The following is a 15,705-nucleotide window of genomic DNA, read 5'->3' as shown; positions in this document are numbered from 1 at the left end:
AAATCGCCGATTTTCTGACCCGGGGGTGGAGACAAATTGCGGTTTACCTCATATACTTAGAGTATAAAAACTTTAGTTATTATTAGGAGGAATTTCTGATGAAACGCATCAAATGGCTGGCGCCAATAGCGATGGTGTTTTTGACTCTTGCACTGGTACTCGGCTGTTCCGGGAGCCCCAAACCGGTGGAACGGGACCCGGGGAAGATTTATGAACTGGTTCTCCTGCATACCAATGACCACCACGGCACGGTGCTTCCAAACGGTGGATTGGGCGGACTCGCTGAACGGGCGACCTTTATTAAATCCGTCCGGGCGGAAAACCCTCAGGTCCTGCTGGTGGATGTCGGGGACATCAACACCGGTTCGGCCCTTTCCAACATGTTCAGCGCCGAGCCGGACATTAAAGCCTACAACATGATGGGTTACGATGCCTCTATCTTCGGGAACCATGAATTTGACGGAACCCAGGAAAAACTCGACAACCAGATAAGCATGGCGGAATTCCCATTTATCTGTTCCAACATCAAGACCAAAAACGGTAAATACCTCGGCGGCACGCCGTACCTCGTAAAAAATTACGACGGTATCCGGGTCGGCCTTTTCGGCATTACCACCCTGCGGACGCAGATAATCGCCAGTCCCAGCAAGGACCTTACCTTTATCAATGAGCTGGACGCGGCCCGGGAAATGGTGGATATCCTGCGGAACAAGGAAAAAGTGGACATCGTCATCGGTCTTACCCATATCGGCGACGTTAAGGAAGACGCTTCCCACGTGACATCCCTGGAAATGGCAGCCGCCGTCCCCGGTATCGATATTATCCTTGACGGCCATTCCCACTCATATTTCGATGCGCCCAAAGTAGTGGGATCAACCTATGTGGTTTCCGCCAACGAATGGGGAAAATTCGTAGGTGAAGGAAAACTGTCCGTGGTGGACGGAAAACTGATGAACTTCGACTGGAAGCCCGTGGCTATCAATAGCAAGGACAATGTGGTCTATAAGCCCGATGCGGCGGTGTCCGCCCTCCTGGCGCCGTACATCATCAAAGCCGAAGAAAGCCTCAAGGAAGTCATCGGCCAGGCCGCGGAAACCTTTGAATTCGGCGACCGCCTGAGCCGCAAAAAGGAAATCGCCCTGGGTGATATGATCTGTGACGCCAATGTGTGGTACTTCCGGAACGTATACAACCAGCACATTGACTTTGCCTTCCATAACGGCGGCAATATCCGCGCGGAACTTCCCAAGGGACCCATAACCCAGGAAAACATCCTGACGATCCTGCCCTTCGAGAACTACCTCTTTATCGTATCCATGAAAGGCTCCGATATCATCGAACTGTTCTCGTTCATCGCGACGATTCCCCAGGGAGCCGGCGGATGGCCCCAGATGTCCAAGGACGTCCGGTATACCATTGATTATACCAGCGGCACCGGACAGCTCAGGGATCTGACCATCAACGGAGCTCCGGTGGATCCCAACAAAACCTACCGGTTCTGCACCAACGACTACCTTCTGAGCGGCGGCGACGGATATACCGCGCTCCTCAAGGCGGAGGACCCCTTCAATACCTCATTGCTTCTTTCCTATGTTGTCATTGAATATATCCGGGCTGAAGGCGGAACTATCACGCCCTCGACCGACGGCCGGATTAAGATAATCGGCGGCATGGATCTGTAGTTTTACCGGTACCCCGGATTTCCGGGGTATGGTATAAAAAAGGCTGTCCCCAGGGACAGCCTTTTTTGCTGCTGCCGGCCGACCCTACAGGGCCGCGTACCGGTCCGCCAGTTCCCGGCTTGCTTTTTCCTCCGTTGTTCGTATCCCGGATATCACGGCCCGCAGATTTTCGGTTACGCCGGAAGCCGCCTGCACCACGGACTCCATCCCCCCGGGAGCGGGTCCTCCGGGGACGGTTCGGACGGCGATAAAGTTATCCGGCGACAGAATGCGGTCGATTTCCGCGTCGGAATAGGGCAGTTCCCCGTACCCGGCTTCGGCGTATTTCCGGCGCAGTGTCTTTTTATCGTTTCCTGATTTGACGAATGCGCTGGTAAGGCCGTGGGCTTCCCGGAAGGAGATGCCGAAGTCCCGGACCATGCTGTCCGCCAGCTCGGTGGTGCAGATACCGTAGGATGCGGAAATTTCATAGACCCGGTCCCGGACAATGGCAGCATTCTGAACGGTTTCATTGAAGAGGTCCAGACACGACAGTGCCAGATCAGCGGCCCGGGAAAATTCATCCGCCGCCGCGTCGCCGGCTTCATTCACATCCTGAAAAGGAACGTTCCTGAAAATATCCTCAATACCGCCGAGAATCCCCGCGGCCAGCGCCCCCTGTATGCGGACGTGTTCCAGGATGACGGGATTCCGCTTCTGGGGCATGATGCTCGAAATCTGCACCAGGGAATCCGGGAACCACAGTATCCCGACTTCACAGCTTGCCTTGTGGCCCATATCCGCCATGTACCGGCCTATGTCGGTGAGCAGCAGCTTCAGAGCCGCCGCGGGAAAGGTCAGCCAGTGGGACGTGGAAATGGCTTCATAGGAGTTGACCACCGGGGTTTCGAATCCGAGGAGCTGCGATACCAGGGACCGGTCAATGGGGAATCCCGTGGCGGTAATGGCGCAGGCACCCATGGGTGACTTGTTGACCGTATTCAGGGCTTTACAGAGGGATTCGGCGCATTCCCCGATGTTGAGAAGCATGGAGCCAAGGTAATGCCCCATGGTGGAAACATTCGCCGGCTGGCCGTGGGTGTAGAGGATAATGGGATCCGTGCCGCCGTTCCCGGCTATGCGGTCCTGGAGGCTCCCGGCCAAAACCGCCAGGGAATCGAGCAGCTCCAAAATCCGCCGCCGGATAAATATACGGAATACCGCCGCGTCCATGTCGTTTCGGCTCCGGGCGGTGTGGAGGAATCCCGCCTTGTCTTCGCCGATCCGTCTGCCCAGTTCCTTCTCGAATACAAAGTAGAGATCTTCCGTATTATCCGGAATAGTTTCAGGATAGACAAAATCCTTTTCAATGGAATCCATGCCCTGCTTTATGGCCGCCGCGATATCGGGTTTGATAATGTTCCGTTCCCGGAGCATCACCAGATGGGCCTTGTGCACGGCATAGGAAATTTCTGTAAAATACTTCCGCCAGTTCTGGTAGCAGGGATCCAGGACCCGGTTTACATAGGTTTTGGAAAACATGGGAGGCTCCTACAGTTTCAGCAGTGAGGCGGCGTTTGAATACAGGACCCGGTCGAGTTCATCGGCGGAATATCCCACATACACCATGGCACGGATCTGCTCATCGAGATAGGCGTCGGTAAAGCCCCGGGGGAACCAGCTCGAATCCGTCCCGAAAAGGATGCGGCCCGCGCCGATGGTTTCCCGGTATTTTCTGAAGAGGATCTCGAGGTTGAGTTCATAGGGCATCCAGCGCATCCACTGGTTTGAACCGCTGGTATCGATACACACATTCGGGCACGCCCAGCAGAGGTTGAGGGTTTCAAATACGTATCCGCAGCCGAAATGGGGGATGATTATAGGCAGCCGGGGAAAATCCTTGGCCACATCGTGGATCACCAGGGGATTGATATTGATATGATTGGCAATACCCCCGGCGCCGCCCAGTATGCCGAAATGGATCAGCACCGGCACTTCCCGGGCCTGGGCGATTTCCCAGAGCGGATAAAACCGTTTGTCATTCAGGGGAACATCGATCTGGGGACCAAGAAGTTTATACCCCCTAAGCCTCAAAGAGCCAAGGGCCTTTTCCAGGCGGTCCGCCGCGTCGGGGAGGAGCGGATCATGGTGGGCATACCCGATAAAGCGTCCATCCTTTTCCGCAAGCTCCGCCGCGAACTCGTTGTCCCCGGCGGTTACGAAGACCACATTCTTGAGGAAATCATGGGAGTCGCATTCGGCCTTCCAGCGCCGGATGGATTCTTCCGTATCGAGTTTTTCCTCCGGCGGGAAACGCCATGCCCGTTTCCATTTTTCCTTTTCTTCTATGAGCCAGGGATTTGCCGGCGCGGGGGCCCCGGGCATACTGGCGCCGGCGGCTTTTCCTTCCGGCCTATCCGCTCCGCCGGTATCGATTATTTTTTCCGAAGGGAAATGGACATGGGAATCAATTACACGCATTTTCTTATCCTTTCATACCGCTCAGGGATATGCCTTTTATTATCTTCTGCTGGAAAATAAGGAAGATCACGATCAGCGGCGCCATGGATACGGTCGCCCCGGTCATGATCAAATGCCATTCGCTGATGGCCTCCCCGGAAAAATTGGCGAGCCCTACCGGCAGCGTGAAGGTTGTCGGCTTTGACGCGATGATGAGGGGCCACAGGAACGCGTTCCAGTTCCCGATAAAATTGAAAATCGCCAGGGTTGCTATGGCCGAACTCGCCAGGGGCATGGCTACGGTAAGGAAAATCCGGAATTCATTCTGGCCATCGATACGGGCCGCGTCCAGGAGATCCTCCGGTATGGACGCCATGAACTGGCGCATGAGGAACATTCCGAAGGCGCTCATCATACCGGGGAACATGATCCCCCAATGGGAGTCCACCCATTTGAAGGTCACCGAAAGGGAGTACCAGGGGATGACCAGCATTTCCGTGGGAATCATCAGGGTGCTGATGATTATGAGGAAAATAATCCGCTTCCCGGGGAAGTTGAATTTCGTCAGGGTGTACCCCAGGAGGGAATCGAAAAAGATTACCGACAAGGTGGTGACCACCGCCACCAGGGCACTGTTCAGAAACCAAATAGTAAATTTCGAATACCGTGAGGTAAATATATAGACGTAATTATCCAGGGTCGGGTTTGAAGGAAACAGGGACAGATGGTATATCTGGGTCGCGTCCTTAAAACTCGACATGAGCATCCAGAAGAAGGGGAACACCATGACAATGCCCAGCAGCGACAGGATAATATAGGCGAAGACCATTTGACGGCTTTTTTCTTTCATATAGTCCTTTAATTTAAGTTTCTGATATAAGGAATTAAAAAATTCCTTATATCAGAAGCACTTACAATCGGAAATAGTCAAATAATTTAAATTATTTGACTATATATCCCCCGGGTTAATAGCTGACCTTGCGGTCAAAAAACTTAATTTGAATCAGGGTTACCGCCATGATCAAAAGAAACAGGACCATACTGGCGCTGGCCGCGAGGCCCATCTGGAATTTGGTAAACGCGGTCTGGTAAATATAGAGGGCCACCGATTTCGTTGAATCCAGGGGGCCTCCGGTAGCCTGGACCGACATATTGTATACCTGGGTAAAAATCCGCAGAAACTGGATGCCTTCCATGACCATGAGGAACAGGGTTATGGGCAGCAGCAGGGGGAGGGTTATTCTGAACAGCAGGGTCCTGCTGGACGCTCCGTCAATTTTCGCCGCTTCAATATATTCCACGGGAATGTTTTGAATCCCCGCGAGGAAAATCGTGATGCAGTAGCCGAGCTCAACCCAGACATTGACCAGGGTTATGCAGTAAAGCGCCTGTCCTGGGTCATTGAGAAAGCCCTGGGTCTTGAGCCCTAAGTACGAAAGGACGCCGTTGATCAGGCCTATGGGCGGCGGCTGGTACATCCAGCGCCAGACCCAGCTCACCGCGACGATCGGCGTAATATAGGGCAGCACGTACAGGAGCCGGTAGAGACCCTTTCCCCGGTTTATAACATTAAGCTGCAGAGCGAAGAAAAGGCTGATAACTATGACCAGGGGCGCTCCGATGACCGCGTATTTGATGGTGTTACCGAAGGCTTTGTGAAAAACAGGATCTGAAAAAATTGTCCTGAAATTATCGAACCCTACGAATTTCAGTTCCTTCGCGAGAAGTCCCCAGTTGGTCATTCCCATGACCATGGCGTACAGCATGGGAATAAACCGCACACAGATAAAATAGAGCAGGGGAAGGGCGAGGAACGCGTAGGCTGTTAAAATACGTTTTTTTGCCAGGGTCATTGTTTACTCCGCAGAAAAAAGTATGGGACCGGTCCATATACAAACGGCTTACGGACCGGTCCCGCCGGAATCCTATTTCCAGAAGTTGTCTATGATCTGCTGTTCTTTTTCCGCCGCTTCCCGCATGGCCGCCGCGGGAGCGACATTGTTGAGCCTGACCTGGTCAACCATATTCACGAAAATATCCCGCTGTCCCGCTTCATCCACGAAAATCGTGGCATGGGCGTAATCGAGGCCCTTGAGGAATTCCCCCACCAGGGGGACATTTTCCTGCTGGGCGGCGAAGGAGGGATTGGCCGGGAGTTCTCCGACTTTTTCAAGCCACCGTTCCTGCACATAAGGAGAGGCAAGGAATTTAAGGAACTTGATGGATGCTTCCAGTTTTTCATCCTTGACGCCGGATGTTATGGAATTGGTCCAGAATGACGCGTAGTTCGATTTTATACCGTTGTGGGTGGGCAGCTCAGCGGCTCCCCATTCAAGGTCGGTCACCGCGTTCAGGGTGGCGATGCGGAAGGAGCCGTCCACGTTCATAGCCGCTTTCTGGGATCTGAAAGCCGTCACGTCATCGGTGGTGAAATTGGGGAACCCCACATTGTCCACCATGATCCGGTCGGTGTACCACTTAAGCGCCGCCGCGCCTTCCGGTGTGGCATAGGTGACTTTCCGGCCGTCGGCGCTGTACGGAACGCCGCCGAACTGGCGGATAAGGACTTCCCGGATCCAGCTGTGGCCCTGCCCGGTGGGCTGCATGGCAAGCCCTGCCTGGATAAGATTGCCCTGGGCGTCGTACTTTGAGAGCCGTTTCGCAAACGTTACCAGTTCATCCAGGGTCTTGGGGGGAACTTCAGGGTCCATTCCCGCCTCACGGAAAAGTTTCTTGTTCCATATCAGGGAAAGGGTGCGTACCGCCGTGGGAACCGAATAGTAATTTCCGTCAAATTTGACACTTTCTTCCACAAATGAAAAGAAGTTGTTTTTGAAGTACTCCTGGCTGAAATCGGAAGCAGGCAGCGACTGCAGGTAGCCCGCTTTTACGTACATCGGAAGCCATCCGTAGAAAAGATTTATCACGTCCGGTCCCGTTCCTACCGGCACGGAGGAAGCTACTTTCTGGTTGTAGTTTTCGTAGGGAAAGTGAATATGCTCAACCTTGATCCCGGGGTTTTCCACTTCAAATTCCGCAATGAGATCATCCACAAGTTCTACTTTTGTCTGGTAGAAATACTGCCAATATACAATAGTAACGGGCTTGCCGTCCTTGCCGCCGCTTTCACCTTTATTGCAGGAGATAAGCACTAAGGCAGCGGTAAGGGCAAACAGAATTGCCGAAATTTTCCTCATACTGAATTCCTCCTAATTGACTAAGTTTGATAATCATAAGGTCATATATTTTATTTTGTCAATTAATTTATTAAGTTTGTTAATTAATTACAGTATTTGTTGACAAATAAAAAAAATGATGTGTATCATTAACTAACCTAGTTAATCAATTAACGGAAAACGAAGATACGGAAGCGCTATATAAGGAAAAACACTGTGAAACGTTATATCGCCAGTGATCTTAAGGATATGAACCGGCGGACGGTATACAATCTCATTGCATCGGTCAGGGAAATTTCCCGGGCTGAGATAAGCCGGAGAACCGGTATCAGTTCCCCGACGGTGATAAAGATAATTGACCATTTTATAAGCCTCGGAATTGTTACCATGGAGGGAGAAGGGGTCAGCAAAATCGGAAGAAAACCCCAGATAATACGGTTTAACGAGGATGCCGCTTTCTCCGTGGGTATAGAATTTGACAGCCGGTATCTGTATATTGGAATCGCCAATCTCCAGGGAAACATAGTCACGATAAAACGGTTCGCCAATAAACCCAATATACTTTTTATGCTTAAAAAACACCTGGTAAAATGCATCAATTCGGTTATAAACCAATCGGGAATAGACCGCAGCAGAATTCTCGGTATCGGCATAGGCATTCCCGGATCGGTGGATCCGCAGTCGAAAATAATAACCCTCGCGCCGAGCTACGGTGTTACGGACCGACTCGATGTATCGAAGGTTGTGGACAATCTCGAAAAGGATCTGGATATTCCGGTGATTATCGAACGGGATGTGTACGCCGCGGCAATCGGCGAGTTTATGCACAGAAAATCCCAGGATGATATGGACCTGATTTTTATTTTCATGGGTTCCGGGGTCGGGGCGGGAATCATCCTTGACGGACGGCTCAGGAGGGGCGGGGCGCACATGGCCGGTGAAATAGGGTATATCAGTTTTGATATTTCCAAGAAAATCGACCCTTCTTCCCTGGGATGGCTTGAAAGCAAGATCAGCAAAGCGATAGCGGACAGCGGCGGTGACACCCAAAAGACCGCGGCGGTCATCGCCGACAACCTTGCCATCGCCATCGCCGCTGTTTCCATAAGCCTCGATATTGAACAGGTTATACTGGGCGGTCCCACGGCGGAGCTGCTGGGCGAAGGTCTGCTTAAGGCGGTTAACCGCCGCCTCCCGGCGCTCTGCCTCCGGGAAACAAAAGTCAGCGCTTCATCCTGTGAACATCCCGCCATATCCGGTCTGGCGCTTATGGTAACCGAGGGGAAAATAAACGAACTCCTGGAAGGGACCGAATAGTTACAGGGCAACCGCATTATACTTGCAATTCAGTGCCGCAGCATGGATGGGAGAACGCTTCTGGCAGCAACGGGTGGGGCTGGATTCTGGGGATGATAATCTTTCATATGGAAATACCGATAGTACCAGTACGATTCCGGCAGTTCTTTATACTGTAGCAGCTCCGGAATAGTTCACCGTTCCAGGTTCTTTTCGTATAATTCCACGTATTTCCGGGCGGATTTTTCCCAGGAAAAATCCTGCTTCATACCCCGGATGCGCATGGCTTCAACCTGATCGCGCCGGTTGTAATAGGCCCATACCGCCCAGCCGACGGTATTGTAGATTGCGTGGGGGGTTAGATCATCAAACATAAACCCCGTTCCCGTGCCGGCTTCCTGGCTGAAGTTTTCCACCGTATCCACGAGACCGCCGGTCCGCCGGACGATTGGCGGGGTACCGTAATTGAGGGAATACATCTGGTTGAGGCCGCAGGGTTCGTACTGGCTGGGCATAAGGAAAAAGTCGCTCCCCGCTTCAATGATATGGCTCAGGGACTCGCTGTATCCTATCTTCCCGCTGAAATTGGGAAGCCGCGATGAAAGGCTTCTGATCTCCTGTTCGCACCAGGATTCACCGGAACCGAGGATAACAAACTGGATGTCCATATCCCGGCAGATAGAATACGCCGAACCGTAGGAAGGGCCGAAGAGCGAACCAACCCCTTTTTGTTCGGTAAGCCTGGTCACCATACCGATAACCGGTATGTCCTGGTTGACGGGAAGGCCGAATTCCTCCTGGAGCCGTTCTTTTGCGGCGGCTTTGCCGCTCATATCCTTTGTGGAGTACGGTACGGGAATCAGCGGATCCTTTGCGGGGTTCCACACCTTTGTGTCGATCCCGTTGAGAATGCCGGCATAATCACCGGAACGGTACCGCAGTACTCCATCCAGGCGGAAACCGTGTTCCTGTGTTTTCGTTTCCCGGGCGTAGGTAGGGCTCACCGTGTTGAGGCTGTCCGCGCTGTTGAGCCCGGCCTTGAGAATGTTCATCATATTCCAGTCGTCAAAACCGGCGTCATAGAATACATTCCAGCCGAGGCCCGTATAGGGAAAGTTGTTTTTGCTGTATATTCCCTGATACCCCAGGTTATGAATCGTAAGCACCGAGCGGGCGCCGGCGAATTTCCCCTGGCGCTCTCCGAACTTGAGGAATACCGGAACCAGTGCCGTGGGCCAGTCGTGGGCATGGAATATATCGGGATACCAGTCAATTTTGCGGCACAGCTGGAATACGGAACGGGAAAAAAAGCTGAACCGTCTGGGGTTATCCAGAAAATCCGGTTCCGAAGGGGTTCCGTAAACCCCGTCCCGGCCGAAGAAAATCTCATGATCTATGAAATACATCCGGACGGGATTTTTTTTCTGGGAGCCGGGCATGTCGGTGGTAAAAACGGCGCACCATTCTTCTCCGCTGCCCATGGGAACTCCCATGGCTCCCTCAAGCTTATCGAGTTTTCTCCGGTCAATCGAATAGTACCGGGGCATGACAATCCGTACCTCATGGCCCAGTTTCGCCAGGGACAGGGAAAGCGCCGAAACAGCATCCGCGAGGCCGCCGGTTTTGGCAAAAGGAACCGCTTCACTGGTGGTCATTAATATTTTCATGGCTATGCCCCGGTGGTGTTAAAATTCTTCTACCATTGACAAACCGTTTTTACTGACGATTTCGATTCCTTTTTCAATGTTTTCCATTTTGAAGATAACCACCGCTTTCCCCACCTTTCCTTCCAGGGACGCGTAGAGGTATTCGATATTTATCTGGGATTTCTGGAACAGTTCCATTACCTTTGCCAGGCTTCCCGGGGTATCTTCGATTTGAACAGCCACCACATCGGTCATCCGCGTGGTAAAGCCCGCATCCGCCAGGGCTTTCATGGCATCCAGGTTTTTGTCCACAATAAGCCGCAGTATCCCGAAATCCGCTGTATCGGCAATGGAGATGGCTCTGATATTTATTCCGGCATTGGCCAGGACCCGCGTAACTTCTCCCAGCCGTCCGGCGTTGTTTTCAAGAAAGACCGATATCTGTTTAATCTGCATGCTCACTCCTTGTTCTGACCGGATAACCCGCACGGCCCGTCAGTATAAGTATAACACAATACCGGGCCGGCCGCCTAATTTATATTGTTCGTTTGTCGATAACCCGCTTCGCTTTTCCGATGGACCGTTCAATGGTTTTCGGTTCCACCAGTTTGACCTTCATGGCCAGGCCAAGCTTCGACTTCATCACGGTTTCGATGTTTGACCTGAGCACTTCAAGCCTTTTGGTTTCGTCGCTGAAGAATTCTTTCTTTACTTCCACCTGGAGTTCCACTTCGTCGAGGTGGTTGGATCCCCGGTCGACAATGATGACGTAATGCGGGTCGGTTCCCTCAATTTCGATGAGGGCGTGCTCGATCTGGCTCGGGAACACGTTGATTCCCCGGATGATGAGCATGTCATCGGTCCTGCCGAAGAGACGGTTCATTTTTATGGTGGTTCTGCCGCAGGCGCAGATTTCCCGGCGGAGGAAGGTCACGTCCCTGGTACGGTAACGGAGCAGGGGCGTCCCTTCTTTGACGAGGGTGGTGAAAACCAGTTCTCCCTTTTCGCCTTCCGGCAGGGGTTTTCCGGTTTCGGGATCGATTATTTCCGGGAAGAACAGGTCTTCGTTGATATGGAGCCCGTTCTTGGCTTCGCACTCAAAGGCGACCCCGGGGCCGGTGATTTCCGTGAGGCCGTAAATGTCATAGGCGTCAATGCCGTACCGTTCCTCAATTTCCCGGCGCATGTTCTCGCTCCAGGGCTCCGCCCCGAAGCAGCCGGCTTTGAGTCCCAGTTTTTTCAGATTAATCCCGGATTCCTCGGCTTCCTCTGCCATAAACAGGGCGTAAGAAGGGGTCCCGGTGAGTATGGTCGATCCAAAGGACTGCATGACCATGAGCTGTTTCTGGGTATTGCCCGAGGACATGGGGATGATGTTGGCCCCGAGCCGTTTCGCCCCGTAGTGGACCCCGAGTCCGCCGGTAAAGAGGCCGTAGCCGTAGCAGTTCTGGACCGTATCGTTCCGGGACCCGCCGGCCCCGGCCAGAGTCCGGGCCATGGCTTCTTCCCAGTTTTCGATGTCCCGCCGGGTGTAGGCGTCCACCACGGGAACCCCGGTGGTCCCCGAGGACATGTGAATTTCCTCGATTTCCGCCTGGGGACACGCCAGAAGTCCGTAGGGATAGGTTTCCCTGAGGTCGTCCTTTGTGGTAAAGGGAAGCAGGGCGATGTCCGCCATGGAGCGGATATCCCGGGGGCTTATGCCCATCGCCTCCATTTTGCCGCGGTAAAACGGTACATGGTAATACAGCTTTTCCGTAAGGTTCTTGAGCCGCGCGAACTGAAGTTTTACGCGGGCTTCGATGTCCATGGATTCGTATTCAGGATTGAAAATCATAGCTCTACCTCTGGTCTGTTCTCGGAATTAGCGCTGCTCGATAACTGAGGTTATCGGGCAGCGTTATTATATATCCTTGGGACGTGTATCGATTACCCGTTTTGCCTTGCCTTCGGATACGGGCAGGGTTCCGCTTTCGTGGAGTTCCACCCGCGGGCTGATGGATATGGTGGCCTGCAGGGTACGGCGTATTTTTTCCTTCAGCGCGTTGAGCGGCCGGGCATCGTCCATAAAAATATCCGGTCCGACCTCGGTTTTTACCGTAAGCCGGTCCAGGGCTCCTTCTTTTTCAACCTGGATCAGGTAATTGTTGCCCACCTCTTTGATGGCCATGATCACTTCTTCAATCTGGCTCGGGAAGAGGTTAACCCCGTTGATGATAAGCATGTCGTCGCTGCGTCCGGTAATCCGCCGGAGTCTCCGGTGGGTCCTGCCGCAGGAGCAGGGTTCGGTGTAAAAGGATGTCAGGTCCCGGGTCCGGTACCGGAGAATCGGGGTGGCTTCCCGGCACAGGATGGTGAGCACCAATTCCCCTGATTCCCCCTCTGCCACCGGCTCCAGGGTGTCGGGGTTTACGATTTCCGCGATGTAGCCGTCCTCCCAGATATGGAGGCCGTTTTTCGCCTGGCACTCAAAGGCAACCCCCGGGCCGTTCATCTCCGAAAGACCGTAGGAATTGAATACATCGATGGCGAGGAGTTCCTCAATTCGTTTCCGGGTGTCCTCGGAGTAGGGCTCCGCGCCGGCAAAGGCCCGCTTGAGCCGGAGTTCCTCCCGCCGGACCCCTTCTTCCCGCATTTTCGATTCCACATGCAGGAGAAAACTCGGCGTGGCGTGGAGTACGGTGGTGCCGAAATCCTTCATAAACTGGAACTGCTTCGCGGTGTTTCCCGGTCCCGAAGGTATGACCAGCATGCCCACTTCCTCGGCGCCGTAGTGGAAACCCAGTCCGCCGGTAAAGAGGCCGTAGGTGATCATGTTCTGGAACACGTCGGTTTTATCGCATCCCGTGGCGTAGATGGAGCGGGCCACAAAGGATGTCCACCGTTTTATATCCTCACCGCTGAGGTATATGGTGGTGGGAACCCCCGTGGTTCCGCTGGAGGCGTGGAGCCGGACAATGTCCTCTTTTGGAATACTGAGCATTCCGTAGGGATAGGCTTCCCGGAGTTCGTGCTTGGTGGTAAAGGGGATGCGGCGGATATCATCCAGGGATTTGATCGACGCGCCCCCGGTAATTCCCGCCTTCTGCAGTTCCCGGGAATAAAAGGGTGTCCGCAGCGCCCGCTCAACCATTACCCTGAGGGCTTCGAGCTGATAGTCTTCAAGTTCATCCCGGGGCAGGGTTTCCATCCGCCGGTTCCAGTACTGGAAGTTCATGACTGCGGTCCCTGTTCGGCCGCCTGCCTGCCAAGCCTGAACGCTTTGATATTCGCTTCCACCACCGAGACGTCCTTGGATTTGAACTGCTCCGCGATGGTGGTTTCCAGTTCTTCCGGCGGGATTGGCAGGAAGGGGCTTGCCGCCCCGACCATAACCATATTGACCGCCCGGGGCAGTCCCGCTTCCTTGGCCGCGGCTGCGGCCTGCACAATGCGGTGCTCCGGAAACTGCTTTACCGCGTTCAGTATCGCTTCAAGGTCGGGATAGTTGGGGATGTTTACAAAGGGGTCCGCGGCGGTTACCAGCGCCCCCTGGGGAGAGAGCCACTGGGCGTACCGGAGGCTTTCCACCGGTTCCATGGAAATAATGAGATCCGCTCCGCCCTGGGGAACCAGATCGGAGGCGATGGCGGTATCGGAAATACGGAGGTGAGCAAGCACCGCGCCGCCCCGCTGGGCCATGCCGTGGACCTCGGACTGCCGGACCGCGAGGCCCCGGGATATGGCTGCCTGGGCAATGATGGCCGCGATGGAGAGTACTCCCTGTCCGCCGACACCGGCGAGGATTACATCTTTTTTCATACGGTGCCTCCGGTCTCCGGGTTCCCGCTGCTCTGGGCTTTAGCGGCTTCCTGTTTCTTCCGTTTGCGGAACGCTTCGAGGCATTCACGCTTGAAGAACACCACCGAAAGTCCGGGGTATTCAAGTTCGGTTCTGAATCTGGCGGCATTCTCGTCCTGGAGCTGGCGTTTCGCCTCCAGTTCGATTACGTGGTCGGGATGGACGCCGATCCCCAGGACGACATCCTTGAGCCGGGCGGAGGGCAGCATGGTATCCTGGCAGCCGGTCATGGCCACGATGGAATTGTCGAGAATAACCAGTGTCATGGGGGTATTCGCGGCCACCGCGTCGATCAGCCCGGTGATCCCCGAATGGAGAAATGTCGAGTCCCCGATAACGCCGATGGCGTATTTGATACCCGAATCGGCGGCTCCCTTGGCCATACCCACGCTGGCGCCCATGCAGACAATGGTCTCGGGAACGCTGTAGGGCGGCAGGGCGCCCAGGGCGTAGCATCCGATGTCCGCGGCTATCACCACCGACTCGAGTCCCGCCGCGGCCTGTTTTATGGTTTCGTAGCTTTCCCCGTGGGGGCACCCCTGGCACAGCTGGGGCGGCCGGCCGGGCAGGGCGGGTATATCCGCCTTCACCGAAGGCCTGGGCATGAGTCCCAAAGCGGCCCGTACGTTGTCCGGATCGAGCTCGCCGCTGCGGACAACGGTTCCGTCCAGTTTGCCGGAAACCGTAAGCCGCTGGGGCAGCAGCCCCAGGAGCCGTTCCTCCAGGAGGGGCTGGCCTTCTTCAATAATGATAACCCGGTGGGCCTTTTCGCAGAGCCTGCGGACGGACTCCATGGGAATGGGATAGACTCCGATGTGCAGCCGGGCGGGGAGTTTCCCTCCCCGGGACGAGGCCAGATCGTCGAGATTTTCTTCGTAGTAGTTGCCGCCGGTCCCGGTGGTTATCACCGCCAGATCCGTATCGCGGCCGTCAAGCTCAAGTTTATTGACCCGGTGAGCCTCTGACCAGGAGAGCATGTCCTTCTGTTTCTCTATCAGAGCATTGTAGTTTTTCCGGGCATAGGCAGGCAGCAGCATCCATTCGGTTTTGTCCTCAGCCTTGGCCAGGGGATTCTGTTCCTTTGGTTCGGACGGGGCAACCCCTGCCCGGGCGTGGGAAAGCCGGGTCACCAGGCGGAGCAGCACCGGAACGTGCAGCCGTTCGGAAAGATCAAAGGCCTCCCGGGTCATATCGTAGGCTTCCTGCTGGCTCCGCGGCTCCAGGCAGGGAATCATGGCAAAGGCCGCGTAAAACCGTGAATCCTGTTCGTTCTGGGAACTGTGCATCCCCGGGTCGTCGGCCACCGCCAGAACCAGGCCGCCCTTGATTCCCAGGAGGGCTCCGTTCATAAAGGGATCGGACGCGACGTTAAGGCCCACGTGCTTCATGGTGACCATGGTCCTGCGGCCGGTATAGGAAACCCCCAGGGCCGCTTCCAGGGCGGTTTTTTCATTGGTGCACCAGGCCGCCAGGGGGCCGCCTTTTTCGTATTCCGCAATCAGGGATTCCAGAATTTCCGTTGAGGGAGTGCCGGGATAACCGTATGAGGCGCTGACCCCCGCGTGGAGGGCTCCCAGGGCAACCGCTTCATCTCCAAGTAAGGCAAGTTCTTTCATAGCTCCTGCT

At 54.5% G+C, this 15,705-nt stretch carries 13 protein-coding genes; 2 read left to right on the top strand and 11 right to left on the bottom strand.

Features of this window, described 5'->3' with window-relative positions:
- The first annotated feature begins 98 nt into the window (after nt 1-98).
- Nucleotides 99-1,682 (top strand): bifunctional metallophosphatase/5'-nucleotidase, encoded by a 1,584-nt coding sequence (locus JFL75_RS05330; RefSeq protein ID WP_215625652.1) that lies wholly within the window; start codon nt 99-101, stop codon nt 1,680-1,682.
- Nucleotides 1,683-1,766: 84 nt separating this feature from the next.
- Here JFL75_RS05330 and JFL75_RS05325 read toward each other — a convergent pair whose 3' ends face one another.
- The 5 genes from JFL75_RS05325 to JFL75_RS05305 all read right to left on the bottom strand — a co-directional run bounded on the left by JFL75_RS05325 (nt 1,767) and on the right by JFL75_RS05305 (nt 7,318).
- The gene (locus tag JFL75_RS05325) at nt 1,767-3,203 is read right to left on the bottom strand and encodes a lyase family protein (RefSeq protein WP_215625651.1); all 1,437 of its coding nucleotides are present in this window, start codon (nt 3,201-3,203) and stop codon (nt 1,767-1,769) included.
- Nucleotides 3,204-3,212: 9 nt separating this feature from the next.
- Nucleotides 3,213-4,142, bottom strand: coding sequence for an amidohydrolase family protein (locus JFL75_RS05320; protein ID WP_215625650.1), 930 nt, complete (start codon nt 4,140-4,142; stop codon nt 3,213-3,215).
- A 4-nt stretch (nt 4,143-4,146) separates the two neighbouring features.
- A complete protein-coding gene (locus JFL75_RS05315) occupies nt 4,147-4,971 on the bottom strand; it encodes a carbohydrate ABC transporter permease (protein WP_215625649.1) in 825 nt (274 codons plus the stop codon).
- A 115-nt stretch (nt 4,972-5,086) separates the two neighbouring features.
- Nucleotides 5,087-5,974, bottom strand: a complete 888-nt coding sequence (locus JFL75_RS05310; RefSeq protein WP_215625648.1) for a carbohydrate ABC transporter permease — start codon at nt 5,972-5,974, stop codon at nt 5,087-5,089.
- Nucleotides 5,975-6,046: 72 nt separating this feature from the next.
- The gene (locus JFL75_RS05305; protein ID WP_215625647.1) at nt 6,047-7,318 is read right to left on the bottom strand and encodes an extracellular solute-binding protein; all 1,272 of its coding nucleotides are present in this window, start codon (nt 7,316-7,318) and stop codon (nt 6,047-6,049) included.
- A 195-nt stretch (nt 7,319-7,513) separates the two neighbouring features.
- Between JFL75_RS05305 and JFL75_RS05300 the strand changes: the two genes are divergently transcribed.
- On the top strand, nt 7,514-8,614 hold the full coding sequence (locus JFL75_RS05300; RefSeq protein ID WP_215625646.1) for an ROK family protein: 1,101 nt from the start codon (nt 7,514-7,516) through the stop codon (nt 8,612-8,614).
- 173 nt (nt 8,615-8,787) lie between these two features.
- On the opposite strand, the gene JFL75_RS05295 is transcribed toward JFL75_RS05300, so the two are convergent.
- From JFL75_RS05295 to JFL75_RS05270, 6 genes are all read right to left on the bottom strand, one after another.
- Nucleotides 8,788-10,260 carry a glycogen synthase gene (locus JFL75_RS05295; protein WP_215625645.1) on the bottom strand — a complete coding sequence of 491 codons (1,473 nt, stop codon included), beginning with the start codon at nt 10,258-10,260 and terminating at the stop codon, nt 8,788-8,790.
- 18 nt (nt 10,261-10,278) lie between these two features.
- Nucleotides 10,279-10,695, bottom strand: coding sequence for an ACT domain-containing protein (locus JFL75_RS05290; RefSeq protein WP_215625644.1), 417 nt, complete (start codon nt 10,693-10,695; stop codon nt 10,279-10,281).
- Nucleotides 10,696-10,774: 79 nt separating this feature from the next.
- Nucleotides 10,775-12,076 (bottom strand): phenylacetate--CoA ligase family protein, encoded by a 1,302-nt coding sequence (locus JFL75_RS05285; protein WP_215625643.1) that lies wholly within the window; start codon nt 12,074-12,076, stop codon nt 10,775-10,777.
- Between the two features lie 66 nt (nt 12,077-12,142).
- Nucleotides 12,143-13,456, bottom strand: a complete 1,314-nt coding sequence (locus JFL75_RS05280) for a phenylacetate--CoA ligase family protein (RefSeq protein WP_215625642.1) — start codon at nt 13,454-13,456, stop codon at nt 12,143-12,145.
- Nucleotides 13,453-14,040, bottom strand: coding sequence for an indolepyruvate oxidoreductase subunit beta (locus JFL75_RS05275; protein ID WP_215625641.1), 588 nt, complete (start codon nt 14,038-14,040; stop codon nt 13,453-13,455). The genes JFL75_RS05280 and JFL75_RS05275 overlap by 4 nt, the downstream gene beginning before the upstream one ends.
- A complete protein-coding gene (locus tag JFL75_RS05270) occupies nt 14,037-15,695 on the bottom strand; it encodes a thiamine pyrophosphate-dependent enzyme (RefSeq protein WP_215625640.1) in 1,659 nt (552 codons plus the stop codon). Before JFL75_RS05270 ends, JFL75_RS05275 begins: the two co-directional genes overlap by 4 nt.
- Between the last annotated feature and the right edge of the window lie 10 nt (nt 15,696-15,705).

The organism is Breznakiella homolactica, from assembly GCF_016616095.2.
Lineage (GTDB): Bacteria > Spirochaetota > Spirochaetia > Treponematales > Breznakiellaceae > Breznakiella > Breznakiella homolactica.
This window is presented reverse-complemented; position numbering and strand designations above follow the sequence as displayed.

Excerpts from the sequence above, each read along its gene's own strand:
- JFL75_RS05330 (WP_215625652.1), top strand. The coding sequence starts at position 99 with ATGAAACGCATCAAATGGCTGGCGCCAATAGCGATGGTGTTTTTGACT.
- JFL75_RS05275 (WP_215625641.1), bottom strand. The coding sequence starts at position 14,040 with ATGAAAAAAGATGTAATCCTCGCCGGTGTCGGCGGACAGGGAGTACTC.
- JFL75_RS05285 (WP_215625643.1), bottom strand. The coding sequence starts at position 12,076 with ATGATTTTCAATCCTGAATACGAATCCATGGACATCGAAGCCCGCGTA.
- JFL75_RS05290 (WP_215625644.1), bottom strand. The coding sequence starts at position 10,695 with ATGCAGATTAAACAGATATCGGTCTTTCTTGAAAACAACGCCGGACGG.
- JFL75_RS05310 (WP_215625648.1), bottom strand. The coding sequence starts at position 5,974 with ATGACCCTGGCAAAAAAACGTATTTTAACAGCCTACGCGTTCCTCGCC.
- JFL75_RS05270 (WP_215625640.1), bottom strand. The coding sequence starts at position 15,695 with ATGAAAGAACTTGCCTTACTTGGAGATGAAGCGGTTGCCCTGGGAGCC.
- JFL75_RS05320 (WP_215625650.1), bottom strand. The coding sequence starts at position 4,142 with ATGCGTGTAATTGATTCCCATGTCCATTTCCCTTCGGAAAAAATAATC.
- JFL75_RS05315 (WP_215625649.1), bottom strand. The coding sequence starts at position 4,971 with ATGAAAGAAAAAAGCCGTCAAATGGTCTTCGCCTATATTATCCTGTCG.
- JFL75_RS05325 (WP_215625651.1), bottom strand. The coding sequence starts at position 3,203 with ATGTTTTCCAAAACCTATGTAAACCGGGTCCTGGATCCCTGCTACCAG.
- JFL75_RS05280 (WP_215625642.1), bottom strand. The coding sequence starts at position 13,456 with ATGAACTTCCAGTACTGGAACCGGCGGATGGAAACCCTGCCCCGGGAT.
- JFL75_RS05305 (WP_215625647.1), bottom strand. The coding sequence starts at position 7,318 with ATGAGGAAAATTTCGGCAATTCTGTTTGCCCTTACCGCTGCCTTAGTG.
- JFL75_RS05295 (WP_215625645.1), bottom strand. The coding sequence starts at position 10,260 with ATGAAAATATTAATGACCACCAGTGAAGCGGTTCCTTTTGCCAAAACC.